Genomic DNA, 25,653 nt, shown 5'->3' on the forward strand with positions numbered 1-25,653 from the left:
GCACCGGCAGAGAAAAACTCGACTCTTCGCTAGGCGTTTGAGAGCATTGCCAGACCCGGGGGTAGCAAGGCAATCTGGTTTTTGGCCAGTTTCACAAAATTCCTTTCGAGCAAATTCAGACGCAATCGGCCACTGTCCGTCTTGGCCAAAAAGATTTCCCGTAAGGCTGTAACGCCCGCGAAGTCGTCCTCCAACACGCCCTGCACTTTCAGGTCCGATGCGCACTAGAAGATCTTTTTGGCCGCGATGCCCATGGGCGTTTCCCCGTATAGAATGCGTCGTTCAAAGGACCACTCTTCCCAGCCCGGATTGGCTAACGTGGGTGCCACGATGACGTCGGTCTTTTCGTCCGCTAATCGAAGCTTAAACAAAGAAGACGGCTCGTCATCATCCGTTGTGAGGGCGGCAATGGCATCGTTCAACCGTGGAAATAAAAAATTTAAGTATGGAACATCATGGAATAAAAGATCGACACTCTAACTGAGCCGATGTGCGTCGCGAAGCATAAGCGCCCTGCCGCCACCGAAACTCCATGCAGGCTGAAGGCTTGCCGGGAGCGTTTCGAGGCACGCCAGGGCGCTACGCAAAAGATTCTTCCAACTCTTCGCGCTTACGCAACCACTCCTCAACGGCAGGCCTGGCGTCGGTGGGCTTTACACAGTTCCGATAGCACCATGGAGCCTGCTCGGCTCGAATGCCGTGCTGCCTCAGGAACCGATCCAAGAGGTCCAACGACACCTCCGAAAAGAGTGCCACGAGGTGCGCGTGCCAGGGATCTGCCGGGGGATTCCCCTTGACGGCCGCAACCGGAATCTCCCCCGAAATCTCGCAGGGCGCCGACGTGTTGACCGTTTCCAGAACCACTGGGTCGGAAGAGACACATGTGGCCCTCATGAGCCCGACCGTCCTTTGCCAGAGGAGCACAAGACGCACGGTCGCATGCTATGGAAACCGTACAGCGATTATTCCTCGTCGGCGTTCCACCATTCGTGGCAGGCCTCCTCGATGGCGTCTCGAAGCTCCTCATCCACCTGGTCCCGAAGGCTCCAGGCCATCTCCACCCATTCTTCCATGACCCTGTGGGCCTCCACCTCGTCGCCAGCATCGTCCATGTCACTCACCATATCCATGAGATCGGCGAGCGCTTGCCGCACCGGCATAAGACCTTTGCTGGATGCCATGGGCACACCTGCCTTGATATACTCCCATGCCAGTTCGCCCGTTTCCGGCTTCCAAGACCACACGATGCGCTTTTTCTTACGTCCCATGACCGCATCCTTTCTAGATGGCCCTTCAGGCTTCTTGTGTCCGCACTTTGGTCAGTCGCTTCTCCACAGCCGTGGGTGAAACGCCCAGCGCCATGAAAAGACATAGCATCCAGATGCCCAACGCCAAAAGCTTTCCTTGGAGATCATTCTGTGATGACGACGCCGAACGTGCTGCGCCAAAAACTCGGTTTCCGGCCGCGATAGGACCACCGACAAATTGAGCTTCCGCAAAGGTGACCGCCAGGATCCATAAAATAAAGAAAGCTGGATGTTTCAGCTGCATCCTATAGAAAACTCGCTTGGCGAACAAGAACAGCTGTGCTCTCCGACTTCTTGACGACCTTATTGATTTCAGGCAAACGGAACAAAACGCGGTGACGCTCTCCAATTCCCACTCAGCCCTCAAGGCTTGGGGCGAGATGGTGGCGGAACGCGCAGCGCACTTGTCCGGAGGATCCATGGGCCGGCCTGCTGGGGGCGTTTGAAAGGCCTTGTGGCCACTTCCCGATTTCCAATGGCGCAAAGCACTGGAAGCGCAACGTGCCATAATCTATAAGGGGTCTTGAAAACCTTTACAGGGCGGCCGTGTGCCAGAGGAAAGCCCCTGAGGCACATGGCAGCGTGCTCAAAGACCATCGCGCAAGAGCGGCATCATCGCTTGCCGGCGCAGGGCAAGAAAGGAAGAGTCCATGCGTATCGTGGGTATTTACGGATCGCCGCGGGCGGGAGGAAACACGGACAAAATGCTGGATGCTTTCTTGGAAGGAGCGCGGCAGGAAGGCGCTCTGGTCAGCCCGATTTACGTAAGAAAACTTGCGATGCAAGGCTGTCTCGGATGCGGAGGATGCGACGAGACGGGCCAATGTGTGGTCAAGGATGACATGCAAAATGTGTATCCCCTGCTGGAAGCAGCGCAAGGGATTGTTTTGGCTTCCCCGGTCTATTTTTACAATCTCACCGGCCAAGTGAAGCTTCTCATCGATCGCAGCCAAGCCCTGTTCATGAAAAAAAGCCTGAGCGCAAAAGCCCATCCTCCATCGGGTCCCGCCGCGTCCAAAGAAGGCAAGAAAGGGTTCTTGCTCAGCGCCGCAGCCACTCGAGGGAAAAAGCTTTTTGACTGTGCCCGTTTGACGTTTACCTATTTCATGGACGCTCTTGGTGGACATATGGTGGGCGAGTTGTGTCTGAGGGAGTTGGAGGGAAAGAAGGACGTGGAAAAGGATTTGAGATGGCTGAGCCAGTGCCGTGCGGAGGGAGAGCGCTTTGCCCGTTCCTTGACTGATGGACCGGTTGAGGCCGACGGCGCCGTCTAAGAGCTCACTGTTCTGAGGGCCTTAAGATCGGCAGCGATCTCGGAAGCGTCTTGAAGGGAATCTTTCACGGCATGAGTTGTCCGGGCTTCGCAAGGCGCGATAAAGTCTTGCGGCGCCCGCTGCCCCTGCACAGGCTGTCTTTTTGGACGAGCGGTGAAAGGGGCGTCTTAGACCGGCTCTCGAGCAGGCGGTTCAACGCTGCAGGACTCATCGGCAAAGGGAAAGCGGCAGGCCGTGTCCAGGGTGCCGATGTAGTCGGTGATGGCGCCAATACCCTGGTGGCGGCAGAACTTTTCGATTCCTTCAAGAATGTGCAGACTCGCTCGGGGGTGGACCAAATTGGCGGTGCCCACCTGAACGGCCGAAGCTCCCACCACGAGAAATTCCAGAGCATCCATGGCCGTTTGAATGCCTCCGATGCCGATGACGGGGCAGGAAACGGCCCGCACGGTTTCGTAGACGCAGCGCAGGGCGATGGGCTTGATGGCCGGCCCTGAAAGCCCTCCCACAATGTTGGCCAATTTGGGACGCCGGCTGAAGGGATCCACGGCCATAGCCGAAACCGTGTTGATGCAGGAAAGAATATCCGATCCGGCATCGTGCGCGGCGCGCGCAATCTCCGCAATGGAGGTGACGTTGGGGCTGAGTTTCGTAATGAGCGGCAGGGACGTGCGGGCGCGCACGGCGGCCACCACCTGAGCCGCCATGTGAGGGTCGGTGCCAAAGGCCATGCCACCTCTTTTCACGTTGGGACAACTGATATTGATTTCCAAGGCGGCGATTCCGGAAACTCCGGAAAGCACACTGGCCAGTTCGGCGTATTCTTCCACGGTGTTCCCCAGGATATTGACGATGATCACGGCGCCACGCTGCCGAAGGGGCGGCAATTTGTCCCTGAGGAACCGCTCCACACCCACGTTTTCCAAGCCGATGGCATTGAGCATGCCGCAAGGGGTTTCGGCGAGTCGTGGCGGTGGATTGCCCGGGCGGGGTTTGAGGGAAATGCCTTTGACGACGATCCCTCCCAGACGAGACAGGTCCAGGAAATCGGAAAATTCCAGTCCGTAACCGAATGTTCCCGACGCCGTCAGCACCGGATTGGCCAGATGCAAAGGCCCTAGAGAGACGCGGAGATCAGGGGCCGAGCTATGAGGGGTTGCACTTTGTCCCATCGTATCCTTTTCGGGTCCAGAACAGGGCCGTCTTGGCACACATGAAGGTAGCGTTGTGCCTGAGGGTCTTCGGGGTCCACGGCGGGCAGAGCACAGCCCAAGCAGGCTCCGATGCCGCAGGCCATCATGGATTCCAAAGACATTTCCACCCAGATATCTCTCCTTCGAACCCACCGGGCCAGATTCACCTGCATGGGCAAAGACCCGCACGCGTAGAGCCGATTCGGCATTTGAGAAGACGCGTTCCACCTCTTCTGCACGGCGTCCAGCACCGTGCCACGTTCCCCTGCCGACCCGTCGTCTGTGCTGACCACCGAGACAACACCGGCTCGCTTGAGGTCATGCAAGGCGATGAGTTCACTGGCCGATCGAGCCCCATAATAAAGGTGAAGGCGTTCCGGATGGCCCTTATGGGTCGTGGCCAGCAGATGGTCCAGGAGCGCTCGAAGGGGAGCGATTCCGATACCACCGGCCACAAAAACCACCGTTTCATCGGAACGTGTCGGGGCCGTGAAACCGCGGCCCAGAGGTCCCACCACATCCACAGAGCTTCCCGGTTGGCGTTGCGATAGAAGCCGTGTTCCTGCGCCGACGACTCTCAAAAGGATTTCACACAGCCCATCCTCCTTGTGCAGGCGATGAAAGGAAAAGGGGCGGGCCAGCAGAGGATCGGCACCTTCGGAGGCGACGCGGACCATGACAAACTGACCAGGGCGTGCAGTGGGCACGATTTTCGGTGCATAAAGCACGAGCCGGTAAGTGCCTTCGGCTTCCTTGTGACTTTCGAGAATTTTGGCTTTTTCCTGAACCCTTGGCACGTGCGAGCTCTTTTCCCTAAAGGGACGCCAGTCCAATGACCGCCGCCATGCGGCCTTTGGTTTTTTCCCCGCGGTAACTGAAATAGATGTCTCGATGACACACCGTGCAGATCTGTGCCGTGTGAATGTTTTCCATGCGTACCCCGCACGCCGTAAGTTGATGCCGACTCATGGACCAAAAGTCGAAGTAAGTCGGACGAACCTGAAATCTCCAAAGATCTTGGGGAATCTCATGCCTAAAGTGGCGAAACTCCGCACAGCAGGGTCCCAGAGACGGGCTGATGGTGGCCACAAGGTCTTTGGGGTGGGTTCCAAATCGGGTCTGCATGACGTGAACGGTTTGTGCCAGAATGTTTTGAACGCTTCCCCTCCAACCGCAATGCACATTGGCCACCACGCGGCGAACAGGATCTATAAGAAAAACCGCCTGGCAGTCGGCGATCTTGATCAAAAGGCCCACGCCCACACAATCGGTGACCATGGCGTCGGCCTGCGGGCCAACGACGAGGGAAAACCCTTTGGCCGTTTTTTGTGGCCACGCATTGAAGAACGCTTCGTCCACGACCACCACTTGGGTTCCATGCACCTGAGGCGTGGTGACCAGAAGATTCACATCGAGCCACGAGGCGATCCTTTTGAGGTTTTCCGCCACGGCGTCCGGGCTGTCACCGTTGCCAAAGGCCTCGTTGAGCGTTGCATAAGGGGGATGGCTCACGCCGCCATGCCGAGTAAAGACTCCATGGGCAAGTCCGGGGATTGCCTGAAGTTGAGGCCACACGAAAGGGTTTAATGGGCTTTTGGGTTGCGTCATTGGCCAAATGTGCATGGGTCGGGGAACGTACCTCAAGCCTTCTTCGTCAGGCCCATCCGTATAGCACATATGAGGCGAACTCAAGAAAAAAACCATGCGTTGGATCAGGGCGCCCGCAGGAGCTCGTCCGAGCACGGCCGATGAGCCATAACAAAGCTGTGTCGCCAGCACCATAGGGTTTATGCTGGTGTAGGCGAGAAGGAGGGAATCGACATTTTGAAGCCGCTACGGACTCCCGCGTGCGCGGGCGTGACAAAATGACATGGCCATGCCGGAGGCCGCAGTGCTTCTGTGTCGAACAGACTGACGAGGCCTCTGGAGTCACCTGGCATGCAAGAGTTTGGATCGAGAACAGGGCGGACCTATTGGTTTGGTTTTCTAGACATCCGCATCGAGGCGTCTTAATAAAGAGGTGATTTCAATTCGAGCCGTTTGAATTTTTTGTGGACACAAAGGAGCCTGAAGAATCATGAACGACATCCCACAAGTTAAACCGTGCATGAAAGTGACCATTGCCTTTCGCTTGAAAACCACGGCGCCGGACGGAACCGTGACCGAAGCACCGCCAGGAACCTGCACCTTTGTTTACGGCGTCGATGTGCAATACCCTTCCGTGGAAGCGGCCCTCATGAACAAAAGAGTTGGCGATCGCCTTTCAGTTTATGTGCCTCCTGAAGAAATCTTTGGGCCGTACGATGAAGAATTGGTCCGAGAATTGCCCCGCAGCGACTACAAACCTGAGCGGCTCAAACCGGGGAAGGTGTATCGAGAGATGCGCAACCGCTGTCTCGTGGAATTCCTTGTGCGGGAACTTCGAGACGATGTGGTCGTGGCCGACTTCAATCGTCCTGGGGCGGGCACATATGCCGAGTTTGATATTGAGATTAAAGACATTTGTGAAGCATCCAAGGCCGAATTGCGTCCGTCATGTGCGGGCGGAGGGCATCTGCAGTTTTCCCCAACAAACCCGAGCATGAGTCAACATCCTGAGAGGCAGTGAAGAAACACTGGTTTTTCGCAACCTCGGTCAAGAGTTTCGGCTTGACAGGGAACCGTGCCGCCATGTAAACGAGCGAGGGAGGGCATTGAAAGGCGAGATGGAGGTCTTGTGAAGCAAAGGGTGCCAATGATTTTTCAGGCTTTTCGGCCATACGTTTATGACAACGGCTACGGCTACCCCAGGCGGTCTGCCTGTCGGTGCCGGTGACGTGGCGTCAAATGGGCCGTGGGCAGACCGCTATTCAGGGTTTGCCCACGGCTTTATTGTCAGGGCCGTGGGATGTTCCCACGGCCCTTTTTTTGTCACTCTGGGCACAGGGAGGATCAAGGGATGAAGGCAAAGCGACGTTGGGTGTGGGGTGTCTTGGCCGTGATGGTGATGTGGGGGTGGAGCGCCGGCATGTGCCAGCCAAAGGCGGTCCTGGCGGCAAAGGAGCCGTACAAGGTCGGGGCCGTCTTTGCCATTACGGGAACGGCGTCCTTTCTTGGGGAGCCGGAAAAGAAGACGGCGGAAATGATACGGGATGAAATCAACAGCCAAGGCGGCATCAACGGCCATCCTTTGGAACTTATCATTTACGACGACGAAAGCGATGCCACCAAAAGCATTCTGGCCGTCAAGAGGCTTATCAAAACGGATCAAGTGCCGGTGATCATCGGGCCGACGCAAAGTGATGCCAGTCTGGCCGTGGCCCCCATTGCGGAGGCGGCTCGAGTGCCCCTCATTTCCTGCGCAGCCAGTTACAAGATTGTGGAGCCGGTGGCAGAGCGCCATTGGGTATTTAAGGTTGCCGGGTCCGACAAACACGTGGTGGGTAAGATGTACGATTACATGAAAGCGAAGGGGATCAGCAAAATCGGCATCATGACCGCCTCCACGGGGTTTGGTGCCAGCGGTCGCGAGGAGCTCTTGCGTCTTGCCCCCGAATATGGCATCACGGTGCTCGCCGACGAACGGTACGGCCCCAAGGATACAGACTTGACGGCGCAATTGACCAAAATGCGTGAAGCCAAGGTGGAAGCCATTGTCAACTGGTCTGTCGGGCCCACTCAAGTGTTGGCCGTCACGGGATGGCGAGACTTGAAAATGGAAAACATTCCCCTGTTTCAAAGCCATGGATTTGGAAGCCGCAAGAACCTGGAACTGGCCGGCGCTGCGGCGGAAGGCGTATTGCTGCCGCTGGCCCGGGTCAATGTGGGCCCCCTTCTCCCGGACTCTCATCCGCAAAAGAAGGTCATCATGGCTTACACCGAGGCCTATGAAAAGAAATACAAGGAACCGGTCTCTTCCTTTGGTGGCCACGCGTGGGATGCTCTGCACCTGGCCGTCGCGGCTTTAAAGGCCGTGGGGCCAGATTCGGCAAAGATTCGAGATTTTCTGGAAAACACCAAAGGGTTTGTGGGCCAGCACGGTATTTTTAACTTTTCACCGCAGGACCATAACGGACTGAGTAAGGACGACTTGGAGATGGTTGTGGTGAAAAACGGCGATTGGGCCCTGGCTCCCTGGTAAGAGCATCCAATGGGGTTTAAAGCCGGCGTGCCGACCCGTGCGGTCAAAGGGCACGCCGGCTTTTTTGAAGGAATACGGTATCAAGGACACGTGACGTCATGGGGGGGGAATTTTTCGGAGCTGCGTGGCTTCAATACGCGCTGAGTGGTGTGACCATCGGGGCCATCTATGCTCTGGTGGCTATCGGGTACAACATCATTTACAACGTGACGGAAATCATCAACTTTGCCCAAGGTGAATTCGTCATGCTCGGCGGTTTGTTTGGGGTTTTCTATTACCAGACCTGCGGCTTGCCCTTGGTGCTGGCGGTGCTGAGTGCCGTGGTGACGGTGGGCGTTGTGGGGCTTCTTTTGGAACGATATGTCATCCGTCGAGCGCGCCATGCCACGGTTCTTTCCATGATTATTGTCACCATCGCTTTTTCCATTCTTCTGAAAGGTGGAGCCATGCTTGCCTGGGGCAAAGATCCGTACCGGCTTCCGGCGTTCAGCCGAGGGGGGGTCTTTCTCTGGCAGGGCGTGGCCGTTCAACCGCAGGCCCTTTGGGTGCTGGGCATCAGTGCGGTGGTGGTGGCGGCGCTGACGTTGTTTTTTCGCAAATCCTTTTACGGAAAAGCTATGCTGGCCTGCGCCGACAACCCCAGTGCGGCAAGACTGGTGGGCATTCCCGTGCGCACCATGGTGCTACTGTCTTTCGCATTGAGTGCCACCGTGGGGGCGGTGGCGGGCGCGGTCATCTGCCCCATCACCTTGATGGAATACGATCGCGGCGCCCTGCTTGGGCTCAAGGGGTTTGGCGCCGCCGTTCTTGGAGGGCTGGGGCAGTTCTCCGGGGCTTTGGTGGCGGGCATTGTTCTGGGACTGTCCGAATCGTTTTGTGCCGGCTATCTCTCTTCCGGGTATAAAGATGCGGTGGCGCTTGTTCTGCTACTATCGGCCTTGTTCTTTAAACCTGAAGGCCTGTTTGGAAGCAAAGAAGCTGCCGGGTTGAAGAGGTTCTGAGCGCCATGATTTCTCGGGAAAGGGCCGCCTTTTTGGCTTTAACGGTTTTCCTCGCCGCGTTTCCATGGCTCGCCGGCGTGTCCCGGTCCTTTTCCCATTACACCGACGTCATGATTTTTGCCGGTATTTTCTGCGTGGTGACCATTGGCTTGAGTCTTCTCATGGGCTTTGCCGGCCAAATCTCATTGGCCCAAGCTGCCTTTTTTGGCATAGGGGCCTACGGCTCCGGAATCCTCACCGTGCACTTTCATTGGAACCCTTGGGGGGCGTTGCTGGTCGGAGCTTTGGCCGCCGCCGCCGTGGCGTGGCTTGTGGGAAAGCCGGCACTGCGCCTCAAAGGGCACTACCTGGCCATGGCCACGTTGGGTTTTGGGGTCATTGTTCATATCATCATCAACGAAGAGGTGGACTGGACGGGAGGGCCCTCGGGGTTTGGCGGCATTCCGAGTCTGACCATCGCGGGCCGAAAATTGACGGGAGATGTGGCCTGGTTTTATCTGGTCTGGGGCTTGGCCCTTCTCGTTTTTTTATTTTCTCGCCACGTACTGCATTCGCGCATTGGGAGAGCTTTGCGGGCCATTCACGATGATGAAAAAGCCGCGGAAGCCATGGGCGTTCCCGTCTCGACGCTGAAAGTGCAAGTGTTCATCTACAGTGCCGTTTTGGCCTCCATGGCGGGAAGCCTCTATGCCCACTATGTGTCCTTTCTTTCTCCGGGATCCTTCGATTTGATGTGGTCCATTCGATTTGTTCTCATGGTGGTGGTCGGCGGCATGCAAAGCCTTTGGGGAGCCCTGGTCGGCACGGTGTTCCTGACATTCGTGGGCAACGAATGGCTTCAAGTTTTTGCCGACTTTGAAATCTTGGTCTATGGCGGCCTTCTCTTGCTCATCGCCCTGTTTGTGCCTCAAGGCTTGGTGGTTTGGCTGCAAGGGATTGTGGACCGTAGACACAACATTCGTGAAACCCCTTCCGACGGGGGCTCATGACCCATGAGCGAAAAGGCCTTTTTTTCATCCTCGGCACCCATTCTGGAACTCCATGACGTGCACATGCACTTCGGCGGTGTGGTGGCCCTGAAAGGGGTGAAGGCTCACATTTCCCGAGGCATCATTCAATCCATTATCGGGCCCAACGGAGCGGGAAAGACCACGCTGCTCAATTGTATCAGTGGCCTTTTGAAGCCGACTTCAGGCGCCGTGATCTTTCGAGGAGAATCCATTCAAGGGAAACCGCCGCATGAGATTGCCCGGCGAGGTTTGTCGCGCACCTTTCAGCACGTGGCTTTGTTTCCGCACATGAGCGTCTGGGAAAACGTCATGGTGGGACGCCATGCGCGAACTCGCGCGGGGTTTTGGGCGGCAGGGTTTCGGTTGGCTTTCATGCGCAGGGAAGAAGCCAGAATTCGAGAGGATGCCGAAGCCTGGCTGGCCTTTGCAGGGCTTCAGGACGCACGGGACCTTCCGGCGGGGGCGTTGCCTTTGGGCAAGCAAAAAATTTTGGAAATCGCGCGAGCCTTGGCCACAGACCCCCTGATGATTCTTCTGGATGAACCTGCCGGCGGCCTGAATACGCGGGAAACGGAAGAGTTGGGGGAACTGCTTCGAAGGATTCAGCACAAAGGGGTGACGGTGGTGCTTGTGGAACACGACATGAACTTGGTTATGGATATTTCCGACCGGATTCTCGTGCTCCATTTCGGACAGGTGCTGGCCTCAGGTACCCCAGAAGAAATCAAGGACAATCCAAGCGTCATTCAGGCCTATCTAGGAGAAGATTGGGGAAACGGAGCCGGCGAGCTTGGGTAGCGATTCTTGGCGGCGCATCATGATCTGTGAGCCTGGGCTTTGTGAGGGCATACTGCTCGTTGGCATAAGGATGTTAGAGGATTCACTGCGGTCACGAGCCGTTTTTGAAAGGGAAAAGCTGCAGTGCTGACGGTCAAGAGCCTTCACGCTTACTACGGAAACATTCACGCCCTCAAGGGGGTGTCCCTCCACGTACGCCCCGGAGAAATCGTGGCCATCATCGGAGCCAACGGAGCGGGAAAGACCACGTTGGTTCATTGTATCTGCGGGCTTTTGAAACCGGCCAAGGGTGCCGTGCTTTTTGAAGACGCGGACTTGACGCGGCTTCCGTCAGAAGCCATCGTGCGAAAAGGAATTTCGCTGGTGCCCGAAGGGCGCCAAATTTTCGCCACCTTGAGCGTGGAAGCCAACCTGGAGATGGGCGCTTTCGTGCATCGCAAAGATGGCCATGGGATCCGCCGTGATATGGATCGACTGCTGGACCGATTCCCCGTGCTTCGCCAGAGGCGGCACCAGCTGGCCGGGACGCTGAGCGGCGGAGAACAACAGATGCTGGCTATTTGTCGAGCTCTCATGGCACGGCCTCGGTATCTTCTTCTGGATGAGCCGTCCATGGGTCTGGCTCCCTTGATCGTCCGGGAGATCTTCGACATCATTGTGAAACTGCGAGCCGAAGGGCGCACCATTTTGCTCATCGAACAAAATGCACGTGCGGCCTTGCAGATTGCGGATCGAGGCTATGTTCTGGAGACCGGAAAAATCGTTCTCCAAGGAGACGGCCGAGACCTTTTGGCCCATCGCGAAGTCCAAAGGGCCTACTTGGGTAAAGGGGCTAAAGATATTTGGGAAGCCTAGAAAGACGGCCCTCTAAAAGGCAGCCTGGGGCGGTGGCATGCATCGCCCGCGTGCCCGCCCTTGGCTTCAAGGGACCCTCTGTTATGCCGACCGATAAGGGCTGCGCCGATCGTGTGAAGCGTCGAGAAGCCTTCCCTTTGCGTTGCGCCCATGAGGGCGCTTGAAGTGTTCCGGCTATAGTGGGGACTTTCAGGGCAAAAAGGCCGAAACGGGTTTGTCGAGGGAACAGTGATGACACCGGACGGGGTTTCAATTTGGGAACCGGAAAAGGAATGCCTGGGTATTGAAGAACTGCGCCAGTTACAGCTGGAGCGGCTGCAGGCGACGTTGAATCGGGTCGATCGCAACGTCGCATTTTACCGAAGGATTTTTCGAGACATCGGCTTTGTGCCGGAAAATGATCTGGCAGAACTGGAGGACCTCAAGAGGCTGCCGTTTACGACTCGGGAAGATGTGAGCAACAGTTACCCGTACGAAATGTTTGCCGTGCCCCTGCGAGAAGTCGTTCGAGTGCATTCCTCTTCGGGAACCTCCGTCAATCCCAGGGTCGTGGGCTATACCAAACGGGACCTGAAGAATTGGGCGCAACTGGTGGCGAGAATCCTGGCTTCGGCAGGGCTCACTCACGATGACGTCATTCAGGTCACCTTTGCCTATGGATTGCTCACGGGAGGGCTGGGCATTCACTACGGGGCGGAACGCTTGGGAGCTTCCGTACTTCCGACATCTGTGGGCCGAACGGAACGCCAGATCAAAATCATGCAGGACTTTCGCACCACCGCTTTGGTGTGTACGCCTTCCTACGCTCTGATTATTGCGGACAAAATGGACGAGCTTGGGGTCGATCCCAAAAGGCTGAGCCTGCGCCATGCCGTGTGTGCCGGGGAGCCATGGACGGAAGAGATGCGGCGTGAAATCCAGGAAAGACTCTTTGTGACGGCCACGGACAATTACGGCATCAGCGAAGTTATGGGGCCTGGCGTTGCCGGGGAATGCCTGCACCAAAAAGGGATGCACGTTCAGGAAGACCATTTCCTTGTGGAAATTGTGGATCCCGTCACGGGGAAATCATGTGATCCTGGAGAATTGGGAGAACTGGTGATCACCACCCTTACGAAAGAGGCCTTTCCGGTGATCCGATACCGAACGGGAGATTTGTGCCGCCTTCTCACCGAATCCTGCCCTTGTGGAAGAACTTTTCGAAGAATCTCTCGCATCGAAGGCCGCTGCGACGATGTGGTGGTCATTAAAGGAATCAACATTATTCCCGAACGGATCGGAGATGTTTTGGAGCAGGTCAAGGGAGAAAGGCCCACCTACCAGGTGGTGGTGACTCGGCGTGGGAATTTGGATCAGCTGGAAATATGGATCGAAGTCACGGAACAGTTGTTTTTTGACAAGATGAGGGAGCAGCGAACCTTGGTGGATGAGATGCGCCAAAAAGTGGCCAACTTCATCGGGATCGTTCCGCGCATCAAGCTGGTGGAAAGAGGTTCCTTGGAACGTTCCAACGGCAAGGTTAAACCCTTTGTGGACCATCGACGCAAGACGACGTGAAGGAGGAGGCGGCCGACATGCATGAGCTGCTGAGCGGGACTCGAGGTGAAAAGAAATTTCTTTTGGGCAACGAGGCCATCATTCGCGGTGCTTTGGAATCCGGCGTGCGTTTCGTAGCCGCCTATCCGGGAACGCCGTCGTCGGAAATTATCGACGGTTTCGCCGCCTTGGGTCCGGAGATTGGCGCCGAAGTAGAATATTCGGTCAATGAAAAGGTGTCGGTGGAATCCGCCTGCGCGGCCGCTCAGTGCGGCGTGCGAAGTCTGGTGTCCATGAAACATGTGGGACTCAACGTGGCTTCCGATGCCTTCATGACCTTGGCCTACGTGGGGGTCAAAGCGGGAATGGTCATTGTTTCTGCGGACGATCCGTCCTTGCATTCCAGTCAGAACGAGCAAGACAACCGCTACTACGCGAAGATGGCTGGCGTGCCCATGTTGGAGCCGGCCACACCTCAAGAGGCCAAAGATATGATGGTGGCCGGATATGAGATGTCGGAAAAATTTGGCATTCCCGTAGTGTTGCGGACCACGACTCGAGTTAACCACTGTCGAGCCCCCGTCGTGCTGGGGGAAGTGGTGGAAAGGAAACTGGAAGGCTCATTTACCAAGGACCCCTTCAATCTCGTGGTGGTTCCCATGGTGGGCCGAAAGCTTCACCTCAAACTTCTCGAAAAATTGGCCCAGATTAAGGAACTCTCAGAAACGAGCCCGTTCAATACCGAGGAAGGCACGGGGGCCTGGGGCATTGTCAGCAGCGGTGTTTCAGCCCTTTACGTTAAGGACGCGTTACGCGAATTGGGACTTCAGGACCGGGTGCGCCTTCTGAAACTGGGCATGACGCATCCCTTTCCCGAAGGGCTCGTGGCGGATTTTCTCGGGCGCGTGGAGGCGGTGCTGGTCGTGGAAGAACTGGAACCGTTCCTAGAAGAGGCAGTACGGGTGGTCGCGCAAAAGTGCGGATTCCAGGGAAAAATTGCGGGAAAAGAATTTGTGCCCAGGGCATTTGAGCTGGATACGGTGAAGGTTAAGGAAGCGGTGGCGGGATTTTTTGGAGTTATTCACCACCGCCCCCAGATTTTTGCCGTGCCTGAGGATTTGCCGGCGCGTCCTCCCAACCTGTGTCCCGGGTGTCCGCATCGCGCCACTTTTTTCAGCGTCAAAAAGGTCTTTGGCGAGGAAGCGGTCTATCCGACGGATATCGGCTGCTACACCTTGGGGCTCCTGCCGCCTCTGCAGATGGCCGACTTCTTGATCTGTATGGGATCCAGCGTGTCCACCGCCGGAGGCTTTAGCCGTGTGCTGCAACGGCCTGTGGTGGCTTTTATCGGCGATTCCACCTTTTTTCACAGCGGCATCACGGGACTCATCAACGCGGTGAGCCACAACAGAAATCTTCTCTTGGTGATCCTGGATAATAGCACCACGGCCATGACGGGCCATCAGCCTCACCCCGGCGTGTGGCTCACCCGGGAAGGCAAAGGGCAGCCCAGGGTGGACTTGGAAACCTTAGTGCGGGGCTGTGGCGTGCAAAAGTTGGCCGTGGTCAATCCCTTGCACGTGAAAAAAACACAGCAGGTTCTTCAGGAAATGAAAGCCGGCCTGAAAGATGGTGGCGTTTCCGTGCTCATCAGCCGGTCCCCGTGCCCGCTCTTTGAGCGCCGCATGCTTGGCATCAAACAAAAGGTTGTCTTTCAGGCGACAGGCGATTGCCGTCCGTGCTTAGATGATTTGGCGCAGCTGGGATGTTCCGCCTTTGTGTGGTCCCAGGACGAGTCAGGGGAAGCCTGCGTCCAGATTAATGAAGTCCTGTGCGGAGGCTGCGCCGTGTGCGCTCAACTGTGCCAGGCCATCAAGCCGAAGAAACTGGAAGCTTAACAGGCTTTGACAGGGCCTTGGGCGTTTCTCGGCCGTCGAGCGTGGGGCATGGGCCCAGGCAGAATCCTAAAGATCTTGGGCGAGCCGAGGCAACGCAACGTTGAAGGTGTTCGAGCCTGTATCTATGCGTCCGTGGGCTGAAAGCGCGCCCTATGCGTGAAACGCCCAGCAGGCCAAGGGACCTTTGTAGCGGTGTGGAGAGGCTTCTTTGAACTCAAGATCCGGAATCCTTCAGGCTTTCAAGGAGGGGCAATGTGGTGAAGACGCAGGACATCGCGCGCTTTGAAGGCGTGCGCCTTTTCTTTACGGGTGTGGGTGGACAAGGAACCCTGCTGGCGACCAGGCTGGTCGGTGAAGCGGCTTTGGCTGCAGGGTTGCACGCATCCATGAGCGAAATTCACGGCATGGCGCAACGGGGCGGTATCGTGGAATCTTCCGTGGTGCTGGGGAATATTCAGGCCCCCATCGTGGGGGAAGGCCAAGCCGATGTGCTGGTGGCCTTTGAACCCCTGGAAGCCCTAAGGGCCATCAACCGATGCCATGCCCAGACCCAAGCCGTCGTGAATCTGGCGCCCATCGTACCTTTTACCGTCGCCGCCGGCCAAGGGCGCTATCCCGACATAGCCCGTGCCGTCGCGATGCTGCAAGAGAAGCTGGCTAAGGTGGTCGCTCTGGACGCGGAAGCCTTGGCCCGACAGGCAGGCTCCGTTAAGGCGACCAACATGGTCATCATGGGCGCCGTGGCGGCCATGCAAGTGCTCCCCATGAGCAAAGAAACGTGGGATGCCTGCCTTCAGCGCATCTTCCCCCCCAAACTTTATGAGCTCAACCAAAAAGCCTTCAATATGGGCTATGAAAAAGGCCACCCGTAAAGCCATCTGTGCAACGAGTTGCCGTGAAGTGCAATCCGTTGCACACTCTTGGGCACGCCCTGTTATTCTCTTGGACAGGCAAGGGGGCTGAAGGCCTATTTGGCGTCGTGTTTTTAGGCTCACAAGGCTTTGCGAAAGTGCCCTATGAAAAAATATTTTCCTTGCAATATCAAAATATTGAAGACGATAGGTCAAGGAGGTGGCAGCACTTCCTGAAAAAACCTCTTTGTCTGGTATGGATTGTGCTAATTGAAAAAGGGGGAGGAAGTGCTCATTGACGCCTCGAGGCTTTCCGATTATAGAAAAAGCTTACAAGCACGGGCGTGTGAAGCGACGTTGCGACAGAGGGGCGGACAGGGCATGATCATCGGTCGCGATCTACTAGAGAAAACGTGCAAGGACATGATCGAGACCATTTTGCTGTGCTTGGATCATGCTACGAAGGGAACCATCTACCGCATCGGTCCCATGCCGGAGTTGCGCTCGGTGCGGGTGACATCCGGTATTCGAGAACAGGGCAACGGCACCATTCATTGGGGCCTTCCTGCTGTGTCCGATTACAATCCGCCGGGAAAGACGTGGGAGCAGTACCGGGATCGCCCAGGCCGGGCCTTGGAGGCCATGGCGTGGTGTGTAGAGCGTCAAAAAAGTTGGACGGCGGATAATCCCTATGAAGACCAGCGCAGTGTGCGCAAGCAATTGAGTGGGGAGCCGGAAGATTGGCATCACATGGAGCCGGTTCTGGTCAAGAAGAGTGATCTCTACGGGGATGATCTTGCCGACCTGGAGTATCCGCTCAACTGGAAAGGCACGCCCATTTGGCAGGACACGGACTATGTGGTGGTGGCCGTCATCAAAATTCATTTTCTGCCCCACAGCATTCAGCGAGGGGATCGTGCCACCAAGGTCATCAAGAAACTTTCCCGCATTTTGGGAACGGAGATGTTTTCGCTGCACATTCGCGAGACCTTGAGCGAAGTGCAGAGCGAACTGACGCGGGAGCGACTTTCTTCCTGCAACGCGTTGGCACATGAGCTTCGCAACACTTTGATGAAACTTAGTTTTATCTTCTCGGCCATCAATGCCGAAATCGGCTTTCTTCGCGAACAGTGGGAAGAAGAGATTCGAAAACACACCGGCCTGGAAGACAAGACCGTCCTCCTGCGCCGCCTCAACAAATTCCTCGAAACCCGGCTGGCAAACCTGAACGGCCATGAAGAGTTGGGGATTGTGGGGCGAAACCTGTTGGCCGAACAAAAAGAGTTTTTAGTGACCCCTCTTTTGCCTGAGCAGGCCGCCAACTGGATTGCCCTGAAGATTCAACCCAAGTGGGAGCGGCTCTTGAAAGAAAGTTCCGTGTGGAATGATCTACGCCAAGAAATCCAAGGGATTTTGGAACGGCTCAAGAGCGCCGTCTGGGTTGGGACCGACCAGGACGTGGCCGATCGGCTCGAGCACCTGCCGCAAGATGTGCGCACCATGTGGCCCCGTTTGGCGTACATGGAGTTTTCCGGGGAAAAACTGCCCATGTTGGAGCAGGTGCTGGCTTTATTGAACCATCCCGGCATGGATGTGCCTCACAAAAAGCACACGCAAAAGGTGCTTTCGAGCCTTAAAGCCTTGGCAGAAATCATTCCAGACATGGAAACCCGCACGAACCGCATTTTGGAGTTTATGAAAAACGGGTCGGAAAAGGGCCTACCCGACTACTGGCGACCTCTGCTGCGTTCCGAAGAACCATCGTTGGCTTCGAAATAGCTTTTCCCGCCTAAAAAATGCTCCTTATTTTTCAGATTCCTTTTTTGTTTCCGCCAGCGACGCCAACCGATGGGCCAATGCCTTCAGTGTGGATGGATCTGTGGTATTCCATTGGACCCAAACAAAGTAACCAGGTCCCTCGTCCAAAATTCTTTGCGGTTGCTGGTCGGCATGAAGATCAACGCATTCGTAGACGTGAACCGGTTGGTGGAGGCCCTTGAGGGGCATGACGCCCAAGTCTCGAGCCTGAACCTTTTCGGCCACCAGAGTGTAGGTGGCTCGACTGATCAAAATCTGATCGGGTTCGGCGATTTGCTGCAGTCTGGCCGCCACGTTGACCTGGGACCCGATGGCCGTATAGTGAATCCAGTGTTTCGAGCCGAAAGTTCCCACCACACTAAGTCCCGTATGGACCCCCATACGCACTCGCAGGGCGTGAGGGTAGCCTTTCTGAGACCATCGGTGGTTCAGCGCTCTGAGTTTGTCGCGCATAGCCGTGGCCATTTGAAGACAACGGTACGCCCCTTCCGCGGGGTCCATGTCATCGGGCGCGCCAAAGAGCACCATCATACCGTCTCCCATGAGCTTGTCCAGCGTACCCTTGTGGTGAAGAACGAGAGGAATCATTTCGCGAAAGTATTCGTTCAGCTGTTCGGCGGTTTCTTCCGGTTCCATGGTGTCCGTGATGGTGCTGAAGCGACAGATGTCCGAAAAAAAGACGGTGATTTTCTTGCGACGGTGTTCGAACAGGGTCCGCCCTTCGTCCTTGGAGAGGTGTTTCACCAAAGGATCGCTCACAAACAGGGCAAGCCTTTCATTGAGTTTCATGATTTCCCGATCTTTTTCCCTCAGCTGGCCGATGGACTCTTTGAGATGGGTCTTTTGGGAAGCAAATCGATCCAAAAGCACGGCCAAAAAGATGCAGACCGTCAAAAAGGCTCCGATGCGCACGAGTTCTCGAAGGTAGTTTGGGGCGTGCCCGTGCAAGCGACTCATCACGACGAGCAGCACAAGGTAGAGGAACATGTAGTAACAGGCGGTCAGCAGCACGCATCGAAAGCGCACGTGGCCGGCGAGGAAGAAAAGGCCCATGAGCCAGCCTATGAGCATGAGGTCACGGGCCGTGCCGACGGCGTAAAACCCATAGGCGGCTACCGGAGCGAAAAAGAACCAGTTGGGAATGAGGACGAAGTGAGGGTCGAAGCGAAAGCGGGTGTCCCATCCCAAGTGGACCATGGCCAGGCCGAGGCCATGCGCGAGGGTGGCCCCGGCAATGAAGATGCCGATTTGATGTGTTGCAATGTCGCTGTAGCCGAGTTTTTTAAGAAAAACAATAGTGGCGGTTGCGAGCACCCAGCCAAGGTAGCCGATCCACAGGGCGCTCAGTTTTTTCGACCGCCCCATGTCTGTGGGGACGTCCAGCGGCATGGCGGAGTCTCCTCTTTGCCGAACCATGCAGCCATTAGCTGGATTCATGGCACCGGCGGCACTGATCTGGAGAAGAGGCGTCAGCCTTCCGGCGGTCCTTTCTTTTCTGAGCGTTTGGCGACGGTAAATCGAATTTCCACGCGTTCATGGGAAGGGTCGGCCAGTTTGAGGGAGGCCGGCGTGATGATGAGAGGCGCGGTGAGAGAACCGGATTCGACGATCGTGTCCACGCGCACAGGAGTGGTGTATAAAGTGTGAATGCCTGCCAGCAGCGTTTTCCCACCCACCACTTGAACTTCTGAAGGAATGACCTGTACGTCCGTGATGACAACGTTGTCCGGAAGTTTTCCGACCCAGTCCACCTGCACGGGAACGATCTTGGTGGCCGGAACGTCCAGGGTCACTTCCAACGTGGCCGGATTGACGCTATTGAGAAAAAGACCAGGAGGCATCTGAATGTTTTCCTTGGTGATGGGATAGACATTGAGGCCTTCCACGGCTTTGGCCAGATTGATGCGAACAGTGATCTGTTCCGGGCGCAGCGATTTGACGATGGCGCTGGATCCATGGAATTGGAGATGCACCTTGTTGGCGGAGGTTTCCAGAATTTGAAGCTGGGCCGGTCGGTTGACGAATTCCACGGGAACGTTCAGTTCCATGAGGGTGTCGCGACCTCGAGTGAATCCCAGCCAAATGGCGGTGATGATGAACAGGGAAAGCACGCCGGCGATGCCTAGCTTGGTCATTTCCTTCTTGCGATACTCTGGGTCGCGCCGATGGTCCATGCCCATATGGTTTTCCAAAATATTGGCCAGCTCTTCGGGCTGAGCCATCGGCTTGATCCACCCATCCTTGGCGGCGGTGACCCGGCCGCGTTCTTCAGAAACCGCCACGACCAGGGCGTCGGAGCGTTCCGCAAGCCCTGCGGCGGCTCGGTGTCGCGTGCCATAAAAGGTGGGCAGATCTGTTCTTTGTGACAGAGGCAAAAGAACGCCCACTTCCGTCACTTTGTTCCCTTCCACGATGGCCGCCCCGTCATGCACGGGATTCTTGGGCCAGAAGATGCTCATGAGCATTTCTTGAGACACCCGCCCGTCCCACGGAATGCCACCATGAATGAGTTCACGAAGGTCTTCCTTGCCGGGAAAGACTACGAGGGCTCCCATGCGCTTCTTGCCCATTTGAAAAAAGGTGTCCACCAGCACGGTTACCGGCGATGACTTTTCTTCCAATGGTGAGCCCCAAAGAAAATTCTTGAGGTTACGGGCTTGGAGGGCGGTTCGAATTTCGTTGCGAAATACCACGATAATGATGATCGCCGCCGCCGCCGTGATGGCCTGAAGGGCCCAACTGGTAAGAATGAGGCCCAGGGAAGCGGCCAGTTCTTGAATGACCCACAGGGACGCGATGCCTGCCAGGATACGAAATGCATTGGTGTGCCGAAACAGGACGTAGACTCGAAACAGAATGTAGCTGTTGATCAGGATGTCCACCACATCCTGCCAGCGAATGGTCGAAAGGATGAGAAGGATGGAGCGCATGCCGTTCAATCCACAATGCTAAACCGAAGAACACTCAAAACGCGCCCCTCGGCGTCGGTGATTTCCACTTTCCACGGGCCCTTGTCCACTTCTCGAAGCTTGAGCACGCTGTAGGTTGTCCATCGAGGAGGGTAGAGTTTCAGTCGGATTTGCGTGGTAAGCGCATCCCGGTGGTACCAACGATGATGGATCACTGTCTGGGATCGCACCGTGCCGAATTCGGTAAAGCAATAAATCTGCCCTTGGGTGACCGAAAAGACCGATGCGGTGTTGACCGGATTGAGGTTTTCCAAGGCCTCGCAGATTCCGGCGCGACTGAGCTCTACGCCGGCCGTTGCACCCGAGGCGGGCATCGACTTTTCCTGCGCCTGCGCTGAAACGAGACCAAAGAAAAGAAGGGAGACAACAAGACCCATCCGTGCCAAAGCGAACAACAAGGGCCGTTGCCGAGCCTGGCCGGGAGGAGAGGTTTTCTTCGGGATGATGTCGGCGACCGAACGGTCGACGGAAATGCCCCCACGCATGCGTCGATTCCTTTCGATGAAGCGGGTGAGAGTCCACACTTTGGCAGAAGGATTCTTAGGAATGCTAGGGCAAAAACATACCATGAAAATGCCGATGGTCAACGTGGAACCGCATGGCGGCCTGCTCGATGTTTCGAGAAACAAGTTAGAGAGAAATCAGGATGTCGGCGTAAATTTCCGCGGCCGCAACTACCTGATCAAAGGACACGGATTCTTCCGGTGAATGGGCTTTTTCCAATTGCCCCGGCCCCAGTAGAATGGGTTTGACGCCCGCGGTCCAAAGGGTGTTGGCGTCACTGTGGCTTCGAAAAGGCACGGGAGACCACGGAAGCTCATGGCTTTCCAGAATATGTCGAATCTTTTGCACAAAAGGGCTGCGTTCGGGAATGTCATAGCCTGAATGAATTTCCGTGAAACGCAAGCTGGGGATCACATGGGGGTTGTCTTCGCGAATGGAATCCGTGAGCTGTTCTAGCTCCATGATGATCTCGCCCATGGGCAAAGCCGGAGGAAGGTGCACGTCAAGCCAGGCTTCGCAGTAATCGGGGACCACAAAGCCCGCCGAAGAACTGCTCAAATCGCGAATGTTGGGAATGACTTCCGGCCAGCGCTCTTCCCAGTACCGCAAAAGGCGCAGCAAGAAATGCAAAAGACTTTCCGCCGGATGGGCGGAGCGGTTGGCCATGGACGCGTGCATTCTCTTACCGCGAATGACCAGCTGCATTTCCAGGTACCCGTAGTGCACCAGGGAAACTTTAAGATCGGTGGGTTCCCCGATGATGGCCCACGGAAAGTGATAATCCCGAACGAGCCGTCGAGCGCCGTCCCCTTCTTCCTCTTCTCCCACCACCAAGGCCAAGGCTGCGGGAATGGGGGAGGAGGCGGCAGCCGAAGCGGCCAGGTACGCCTCGATCATGGCGGCACAGCCCCCCTTCATGTCGGCAGTGCCCAAGCCAAAAAGTTCACCGTTTTCCTCGTCACAGCCGAAATCCTCCAGGTCATAGGCCGAAATGGTATCCACGTGTCCGATGAGGGCCAGCTGAATATCGGCGTCGGGTGGCAGGACCAGTAGATTGGACCGATGATCGTCCACCGGCTGGCGGACAACGGGCACATCATAGCGTTTGAGAAAGGAATAAACAAAATCGATGGCGTCTTCTTCCTTTCCCGAGGGGCTGTAAATGTTGACCAAACGTTCCAGAAGGCGACGCAATCGGGCCGGCTGAATCACCGGGCGTCCAGATGAGCTCACAAACACCTCCAATCGGGTGACTCCACGGTTGCCAACGAACGGATCTTCATGGGGACGGCGGCGACGAAGCGGGTGCGGCGGATTGGCGCTTCTTGGATGGTCTGAGATCGGATCGAGCCTTTTTCAGCCTTTCCGAAAGGTTCAGACTCAAATAGATGTGTTCCCTGGGGTTGCCGAATCCCATTTTCTTAAAAAAAGCCAGGGCCGTTTCGTTGTGCGCCTCGGAGTCCACAAAAAGAATGCGCGCGCCTTCTTCCATGACCGTTTCCTTGAAGTGGTCAAAAAGCCGCTCGGCCACATGCGAGCGCCTCAGGTCTCCTCGAACGCCAAGCCAGACCAAGTGTGCGTACTTCCAGGCCGACCGTGGCTTGGAAATGGTTGTTCCCAGGGCAAATCCCACGATGCTGTCGTCCATTTCCGCCACAAAACAATAATCCCAGTCGCTCACATAAAACGACACCACCTCAAAGGGATCCCACGTGCGGTACAGGTTGGGCACTCGGTCTGCCGTAAACAGCTCCTCGCCCAGGTGAAACACTTCGGCCAAATCATCGATTTCCATGTGACGAATGGTGACCGGCGCCCGCTTTTTCTTGGGAGCGGAAACGGTCGAAGGCTGTTGCCGAATGTCTTTTTCCATACCCTACCTTTTGCGACTTGTTAAAGTTTTTCAATTTCTGGATAATCTACGCCAAGGATATGGTCAAGTGGTCGAATTGAGCTTAGTTTCACATTGGCTTTAAAAGATTGCGCGGGCTTTGCCGATCTCAAGGGATGACCGGATGAAGGGGCCCAGAAGGTATCAAAAAGGGACGGGTTGGTCCAATACATCTGCCGCGGTTTTATGCACCATGGTCGGCATGGCATGCGCCATGGCGATGGGAGTCCTGTCTCGAGTCGCGTGGGCGGAACAATCTGGCTTTTTGCGCTTTTCAGAAAAGGCCATCGCCCCCAAGACGGGCGTGGTGGTCAAGGTGTTGGATGGGGACACGGTGGTGCTCAAAGAGGGTTTCACGGTGCGGTACCTGGGTGTGGATGCTCCCGAGATGGATCATACAAGTCGACGCCACGACTGTTACGCTCTCCAGGCCTATGAACGCAATAGGGCCATGGTCCTGGGGCGATCGGTCAGGCTTTCCTATGACAGGCATTTAAGGGACGATTATGGAAGATTGCTGGCCTATGTGACGACGGCCGACGGCCTTTTTGTGAACGCCCAGTTGATTCGAGAAGGCCTCGCCTATGTGTTTCGTGGATCTGAAGGATTTTCCAAGTTTGATGAGTTTGTCGCGCTGCAACGCCAAGCGGTTCGTGAACGCCGCGGTCTTCACGGACAGTGCGCGGTTCGCGAGGAAACCTTCTACCTGGGCAATACCCGGTCTTTCATTTTTCATCGCCCCGCGTGTGCCTACGGCGCCAAGGTTCACCTTCGCCACCGCTTAGAGTTTGCAACCCGATGGCAGGCGCTTGAAAAAGGTTTTCGCCCTTGTCGGCGATGCCAACCGTAAGAATCTGGAGCCTTGCGCCATGAGCGATCGACAGTATCCGGATCGACCTTTGGTGGGTGTGGGAGCGGTGGTTTTTCTTGAAGGCGACGTGTTGCTGGTGCGCCGCGGTCGGGAGCCGGCCTACGGATTGTGGTCGTTGCCGGGAGGTCTGGTCAAGTTGGGTGAAAGCCTTGATGCGGCCGTGCGAAGGGAGGTTTTAGAAGAAACGGGCCTTCAGGTCAAAGTCGTGGATGTGGTGGCGTGCCTGGACCGGGTCTTTCGGGACACGGCCGGGCGCATCGCTTACCACTATGTCCTGGTGGATTTTTTGTGTGAACCCTTAAGCGGCCATATTCAGCCGGGAAGCGACGTCCTGGACTGCGCTTACTTTGCCCCGCATAAACTCCATCAGGTGCCGATCACCCCAGGTGCCGCCGAAGTGATTCAAAAGGCGGACCGAGCCCGGTCCCGCCTCGGCTTTTCCATCTACGATCCACTCCTTTGAAAATCCACCTTGTTATCTTTCCACTTGACAGAGTCAGCGTTGGCCATTAAGACGGACCGGTCCGTCACCATAACCCAACGCAGGGATCAATGGGCAAATGGCGAAGGCGCAGCCCGTGTGGGCCTCGGTTTTGAAAAAGACGGGATCCAAGGCCAACCCTCAGGATCTGGCGCACGCGTTGAGCCGCGGTATTCTCAAAAACGACGGCCAAGATGCGGTGGAGGCGCTGGTTCAGACTTTTGAGAAGGTTGTGGCGGAGTGGGGACAGCTTCCCGCAACGTCTCGGCCTTCTGCATCCGTCTTGGTGCGGGCGTTTCGCTGCACGGCCGCTCAGTGGGGATCATCAGAACCGGATCTTCTGGAAAGGCTTTTGGCCGTCGTGCTGGAACACTCTGCGGGCGATAGGAGCTCGCGGCACACCGAAGGACGCAACACGCGGGAGCGCATTCTGGCGGCGGCTCAGGAAGTCTTTTCGCAGAAAGGCTTTCACCAGGCGACCATGGACGAAATCGCCGAGCGGGCCGACGTGGGCAAGGGAACCCTGTATCGACATTTTCCCAGCAAGGAAAACCTCTTTCATCAGTTGGTGCAAATTCGTCTCAATGAACTGGAAGCCCAGGCAGAATGCGTCTTGGACAGCGAAGACGACGTGCTGTCCATGATCGAGAAGTACCTTTCCATCTACTTTGACTTCTTTGACCGAAACCAGGGGCTGTACCGGGTCATGGTCCATGAGCATCCGGATTTGGACGAGCGGCTTCAGGACCTCTACGTGGAAAAGATCATGCGGCGAATTCCTCACCTCAAGCGCAAAATCCGTGAAGCTCGCCTGCAAAATGTCTTAAAGGACGTGAATTTTCAGACCGTGTTTCACGGCGCCATGGGGTTCATTCACGGGGTTATTCAACGATGGTTGGCCCAGGACTGCACATATTCTCTGGTCAAGGAACTACCGACAGTCAAGGAAGTGCTTTTCTATGGATTCGTGAAAAAACCCAAAACACCTGAGGAGGACATGTCATGGACGTCAACGAAATGAAGGCGAAAGTGGTGGACATTATTGCCAATCAGCTGGGTGTGGAAAAGGACGTCATCACCCCGCAGGCGCACGTTATCGACGATCTCGGCGCCGATTCCTTGGACGTGGTAGAGCTCATCATGGCTCTTGAAGAAGCCTTTGATGTGGAAATTCCGGACGAAGAGGCGGAAAAAATACGTACCGTTCAGGATATTTACGACTACATCGAAAAAATTCAAACCGCCTGATTCGCCAATCGCTTCATGACCGAACTTT

Annotated in this window: 27 protein-coding genes; 16 read left to right on the forward strand and 11 right to left on the reverse strand. The window is 56.1% G+C overall.

The genetic code is table 11. The features are described 5' to 3' along the window. Window positions 1–224: 224 nt before the first annotated feature. From EDC27_RS15970 to EDC27_RS06125, 3 genes are all read right to left on the reverse strand, one after another. Window positions 225–371 carry a hypothetical protein gene (locus EDC27_RS15970; RefSeq protein ID WP_170161642.1) on the reverse strand — a complete coding sequence of 49 codons (147 nt, stop codon included), beginning with the start codon at window positions 369–371 and terminating at the stop codon, window positions 225–227. A 208-nt stretch (window positions 372–579) separates the two neighbouring features. Continuing rightward, on the reverse strand, window positions 580–894 hold the full coding sequence (locus EDC27_RS06120; protein WP_123289745.1) for a hypothetical protein: 315 nt from the start codon (window positions 892–894) through the stop codon (window positions 580–582). A 68-nt stretch (window positions 895–962) separates the two neighbouring features. Then, window positions 963–1,268, reverse strand: a complete 306-nt coding sequence (locus tag EDC27_RS06125; protein WP_123289746.1) for a hypothetical protein — start codon at window positions 1,266–1,268, stop codon at window positions 963–965. Window positions 1,269–1,957: 689 nt separating this feature from the next. Here EDC27_RS06125 and EDC27_RS06135 point away from each other — a divergent pair. Beyond that, the gene (locus tag EDC27_RS06135; RefSeq protein ID WP_123289748.1) at window positions 1,958–2,581 is read left to right on the forward strand and encodes a flavodoxin family protein; all 624 of its coding nucleotides are present in this window, start codon (window positions 1,958–1,960) and stop codon (window positions 2,579–2,581) included. 167 nt (window positions 2,582–2,748) lie between these two features. Here EDC27_RS06135 and EDC27_RS06140 read toward each other — a convergent pair whose 3' ends face one another. From EDC27_RS06140 to pgeF, 3 genes are read right to left on the reverse strand one after another with little or no spacing between them, the layout of a single operon-like run. Further along, window positions 2,749–3,753 (reverse strand): dihydroorotate dehydrogenase, encoded by a 1,005-nt coding sequence (locus EDC27_RS06140; protein ID WP_123289749.1) that lies wholly within the window; start codon window positions 3,751–3,753, stop codon window positions 2,749–2,751. Beyond that, complete coding sequence (locus EDC27_RS06145; RefSeq protein WP_148045694.1) at window positions 3,699–4,571, reverse strand: dihydroorotate dehydrogenase electron transfer subunit; 873 nt, start codon at window positions 4,569–4,571, stop codon at window positions 3,699–3,701. Before EDC27_RS06145 ends, EDC27_RS06140 begins: the two co-directional genes overlap by 55 nt. Before the next feature lie 16 nt (window positions 4,572–4,587). Further along, the gene (pgeF, locus tag EDC27_RS06150) at window positions 4,588–5,397 is read right to left on the reverse strand and encodes a peptidoglycan editing factor PgeF (RefSeq protein WP_211334792.1); all 810 of its coding nucleotides are present in this window, start codon (window positions 5,395–5,397) and stop codon (window positions 4,588–4,590) included. Window positions 5,398–5,851: 454 nt separating this feature from the next. Here pgeF and EDC27_RS06155 point away from each other — a divergent pair, with 454 nt between their 5' ends. The 11 genes from EDC27_RS06155 (at window position 5,852) to EDC27_RS06200 (ending at window position 17,622) form a co-directional block, all read left to right on the forward strand. Then, a complete protein-coding gene (locus tag EDC27_RS06155; protein WP_123289751.1) occupies window positions 5,852–6,382 on the forward strand; it encodes an FKBP-type peptidyl-prolyl cis-trans isomerase in 531 nt (176 codons plus the stop codon). 330 nt (window positions 6,383–6,712) lie between these two features. Next, on the forward strand, window positions 6,713–7,894 hold the full coding sequence (locus EDC27_RS06160; protein ID WP_211334793.1) for an ABC transporter substrate-binding protein: 1,182 nt from the start codon (window positions 6,713–6,715) through the stop codon (window positions 7,892–7,894). 98 nt (window positions 7,895–7,992) lie between these two features. Then, the gene (locus EDC27_RS06165) at window positions 7,993–8,895 is read left to right on the forward strand and encodes a branched-chain amino acid ABC transporter permease (RefSeq protein WP_123289752.1); all 903 of its coding nucleotides are present in this window, start codon (window positions 7,993–7,995) and stop codon (window positions 8,893–8,895) included. Between the two features lie 5 nt (window positions 8,896–8,900). Beyond that, complete coding sequence (locus EDC27_RS06170; RefSeq protein WP_123289753.1) at window positions 8,901–9,884, forward strand: branched-chain amino acid ABC transporter permease; 984 nt, start codon at window positions 8,901–8,903, stop codon at window positions 9,882–9,884. A gap of 3 nt (window positions 9,885–9,887) precedes the next feature. Continuing rightward, window positions 9,888–10,703 (forward strand): ABC transporter ATP-binding protein, encoded by an 816-nt coding sequence (locus EDC27_RS06175; protein ID WP_123289754.1) that lies wholly within the window; start codon window positions 9,888–9,890, stop codon window positions 10,701–10,703. Between the two features lie 123 nt (window positions 10,704–10,826). Continuing rightward, window positions 10,827–11,558 carry an ABC transporter ATP-binding protein gene (locus EDC27_RS06180; RefSeq protein WP_123289755.1) on the forward strand — a complete coding sequence of 244 codons (732 nt, stop codon included), beginning with the start codon at window positions 10,827–10,829 and terminating at the stop codon, window positions 11,556–11,558. Window positions 11,559–11,789: 231 nt separating this feature from the next. After that, on the forward strand, window positions 11,790–13,115 hold the full coding sequence (locus EDC27_RS06185) for a phenylacetate--CoA ligase family protein (RefSeq protein WP_123289756.1): 1,326 nt from the start codon (window positions 11,790–11,792) through the stop codon (window positions 13,113–13,115). A gap of 17 nt (window positions 13,116–13,132) precedes the next feature. Then, window positions 13,133–14,992 carry an indolepyruvate ferredoxin oxidoreductase subunit alpha gene (iorA, locus tag EDC27_RS06190; RefSeq protein WP_123289757.1) on the forward strand — a complete coding sequence of 620 codons (1,860 nt, stop codon included), beginning with the start codon at window positions 13,133–13,135 and terminating at the stop codon, window positions 14,990–14,992. A 254-nt stretch (window positions 14,993–15,246) separates the two neighbouring features. Further along, complete coding sequence (locus EDC27_RS06195) at window positions 15,247–15,864, forward strand: indolepyruvate oxidoreductase subunit beta (RefSeq protein ID WP_245994307.1); 618 nt, start codon at window positions 15,247–15,249, stop codon at window positions 15,862–15,864. 23 nt (window positions 15,865–15,887) lie between these two features. Continuing rightward, complete coding sequence (locus EDC27_RS15790; RefSeq protein ID WP_148045695.1) at window positions 15,888–16,142, forward strand: hypothetical protein; 255 nt, start codon at window positions 15,888–15,890, stop codon at window positions 16,140–16,142. A gap of 82 nt (window positions 16,143–16,224) precedes the next feature. Then, the gene (locus EDC27_RS06200; RefSeq protein ID WP_211334794.1) at window positions 16,225–17,622 is read left to right on the forward strand and encodes a hypothetical protein; all 1,398 of its coding nucleotides are present in this window, start codon (window positions 16,225–16,227) and stop codon (window positions 17,620–17,622) included. Window positions 17,623–17,646: 24 nt separating this feature from the next. On the opposite strand, the gene EDC27_RS06205 is transcribed toward EDC27_RS06200, so the two are convergent. The 5 genes from EDC27_RS06205 to EDC27_RS06225 all read right to left on the reverse strand — a co-directional run bounded on the left by EDC27_RS06205 (window position 17,647) and on the right by EDC27_RS06225 (window position 23,007). Next, complete coding sequence (locus EDC27_RS06205; RefSeq protein ID WP_170161643.1) at window positions 17,647–19,050, reverse strand: adenylate/guanylate cyclase domain-containing protein; 1,404 nt, start codon at window positions 19,048–19,050, stop codon at window positions 17,647–17,649. Between the two features lie 80 nt (window positions 19,051–19,130). Beyond that, on the reverse strand, window positions 19,131–20,591 hold the full coding sequence (locus tag EDC27_RS06210; RefSeq protein ID WP_123289759.1) for a diadenylate cyclase: 1,461 nt from the start codon (window positions 20,589–20,591) through the stop codon (window positions 19,131–19,133). Between the two features lie 5 nt (window positions 20,592–20,596). Then, a complete protein-coding gene (locus tag EDC27_RS06215; RefSeq protein WP_170161644.1) occupies window positions 20,597–21,115 on the reverse strand; it encodes a DUF2914 domain-containing protein in 519 nt (172 codons plus the stop codon). Between the two features lie 145 nt (window positions 21,116–21,260). After that, complete coding sequence (locus EDC27_RS06220) at window positions 21,261–22,367, reverse strand: M20 family metallopeptidase (protein WP_123290113.1); 1,107 nt, start codon at window positions 22,365–22,367, stop codon at window positions 21,261–21,263. Between the two features lie 46 nt (window positions 22,368–22,413). Then, a complete protein-coding gene (locus tag EDC27_RS06225; RefSeq protein ID WP_123289761.1) occupies window positions 22,414–23,007 on the reverse strand; it encodes a GNAT family N-acetyltransferase in 594 nt (197 codons plus the stop codon). Window positions 23,008–23,239: 232 nt separating this feature from the next. Here EDC27_RS06225 and EDC27_RS06230 point away from each other — a divergent pair, with 232 nt between their 5' ends. The 4 genes from EDC27_RS06230 (at window position 23,240) to acpP (ending at window position 25,625) form a co-directional block, all read left to right on the forward strand. Further along, on the forward strand, window positions 23,240–23,875 hold the full coding sequence (locus EDC27_RS06230; protein ID WP_170161645.1) for a thermonuclease family protein: 636 nt from the start codon (window positions 23,240–23,242) through the stop codon (window positions 23,873–23,875). Window positions 23,876–23,894: 19 nt separating this feature from the next. Next, a complete protein-coding gene (locus EDC27_RS06235) occupies window positions 23,895–24,359 on the forward strand; it encodes an NUDIX hydrolase (RefSeq protein WP_123289763.1) in 465 nt (154 codons plus the stop codon). A 97-nt stretch (window positions 24,360–24,456) separates the two neighbouring features. After that, entirely contained in the window at window positions 24,457–25,398 is a 942-nt protein-coding gene (locus tag EDC27_RS06240; RefSeq protein WP_123289764.1) for a TetR/AcrR family transcriptional regulator, read from the forward strand. Then, a complete protein-coding gene (gene acpP, locus EDC27_RS06245; protein WP_123289765.1) occupies window positions 25,380–25,625 on the forward strand; it encodes an acyl carrier protein in 246 nt (81 codons plus the stop codon). Before EDC27_RS06240 ends, acpP begins: the two co-directional genes overlap by 19 nt. Window positions 25,626–25,653 lie beyond the last annotated feature (28 nt).

Origin of the sequence: Desulfosoma caldarium (genome assembly GCF_003751385.1) — a bacterium.
GTDB lineage: Bacteria > Desulfobacterota > Syntrophobacteria > Syntrophobacterales > DSM-9756 > Desulfosoma > Desulfosoma caldarium.

Excerpts from the sequence above, each read along its gene's own strand:
- EDC27_RS06120 (WP_123289745.1), bottom strand. The coding sequence starts at position 894 with ATGAGGGCCACATGTGTCTCTTCCGACCCAGTGGTTCTGGAAACGGTC.
- EDC27_RS06125 (WP_123289746.1), bottom strand. The coding sequence starts at position 1,268 with ATGGGACGTAAGAAAAAGCGCATCGTGTGGTCTTGGAAGCCGGAAACG.
- EDC27_RS06135 (WP_123289748.1), top strand. The coding sequence starts at position 1,958 with ATGCGTATCGTGGGTATTTACGGATCGCCGCGGGCGGGAGGAAACACG.
- EDC27_RS06140 (WP_123289749.1), bottom strand. The coding sequence starts at position 3,753 with ATGGGACAAAGTGCAACCCCTCATAGCTCGGCCCCTGATCTCCGCGTC.
- pgeF (WP_211334792.1), bottom strand. The coding sequence starts at position 5,397 with ATGCACATTTGGCCAATGACGCAACCCAAAAGCCCATTAAACCCTTTC.
- EDC27_RS06155 (WP_123289751.1), top strand. The coding sequence starts at position 5,852 with ATGAACGACATCCCACAAGTTAAACCGTGCATGAAAGTGACCATTGCC.
- EDC27_RS06160 (WP_211334793.1), top strand. The coding sequence starts at position 6,713 with ATGAAGGCAAAGCGACGTTGGGTGTGGGGTGTCTTGGCCGTGATGGTG.
- EDC27_RS06165 (WP_123289752.1), top strand. The coding sequence starts at position 7,993 with ATGGGGGGGGAATTTTTCGGAGCTGCGTGGCTTCAATACGCGCTGAGT.
- EDC27_RS06170 (WP_123289753.1), top strand. The coding sequence starts at position 8,901 with ATGATTTCTCGGGAAAGGGCCGCCTTTTTGGCTTTAACGGTTTTCCTC.
- EDC27_RS06175 (WP_123289754.1), top strand. The coding sequence starts at position 9,888 with ATGAGCGAAAAGGCCTTTTTTTCATCCTCGGCACCCATTCTGGAACTC.
- EDC27_RS06185 (WP_123289756.1), top strand. The coding sequence starts at position 11,790 with ATGACACCGGACGGGGTTTCAATTTGGGAACCGGAAAAGGAATGCCTG.
- iorA (WP_123289757.1), top strand. The coding sequence starts at position 13,133 with ATGCATGAGCTGCTGAGCGGGACTCGAGGTGAAAAGAAATTTCTTTTG.
- EDC27_RS06200 (WP_211334794.1), top strand. The coding sequence starts at position 16,225 with ATGATCATCGGTCGCGATCTACTAGAGAAAACGTGCAAGGACATGATC.
- EDC27_RS06205 (WP_170161643.1), bottom strand. The coding sequence starts at position 19,050 with ATGCCGCTGGACGTCCCCACAGACATGGGGCGGTCGAAAAAACTGAGC.
- EDC27_RS06210 (WP_123289759.1), bottom strand. The coding sequence starts at position 20,591 with ATGCGCTCCATCCTTCTCATCCTTTCGACCATTCGCTGGCAGGATGTG.
- EDC27_RS06215 (WP_170161644.1), bottom strand. The coding sequence starts at position 21,115 with ATGCGTGGGGGCATTTCCGTCGACCGTTCGGTCGCCGACATCATCCCG.
- EDC27_RS06225 (WP_123289761.1), bottom strand. The coding sequence starts at position 23,007 with ATGGAAAAAGACATTCGGCAACAGCCTTCGACCGTTTCCGCTCCCAAG.
- EDC27_RS06230 (WP_170161645.1), top strand. The coding sequence starts at position 23,240 with ATGGCGATGGGAGTCCTGTCTCGAGTCGCGTGGGCGGAACAATCTGGC.
- EDC27_RS06235 (WP_123289763.1), top strand. The coding sequence starts at position 23,895 with ATGAGCGATCGACAGTATCCGGATCGACCTTTGGTGGGTGTGGGAGCG.
- EDC27_RS06240 (WP_123289764.1), top strand. The coding sequence starts at position 24,457 with ATGGCGAAGGCGCAGCCCGTGTGGGCCTCGGTTTTGAAAAAGACGGGA.
- acpP (WP_123289765.1), top strand. The coding sequence starts at position 25,380 with ATGGACGTCAACGAAATGAAGGCGAAAGTGGTGGACATTATTGCCAAT.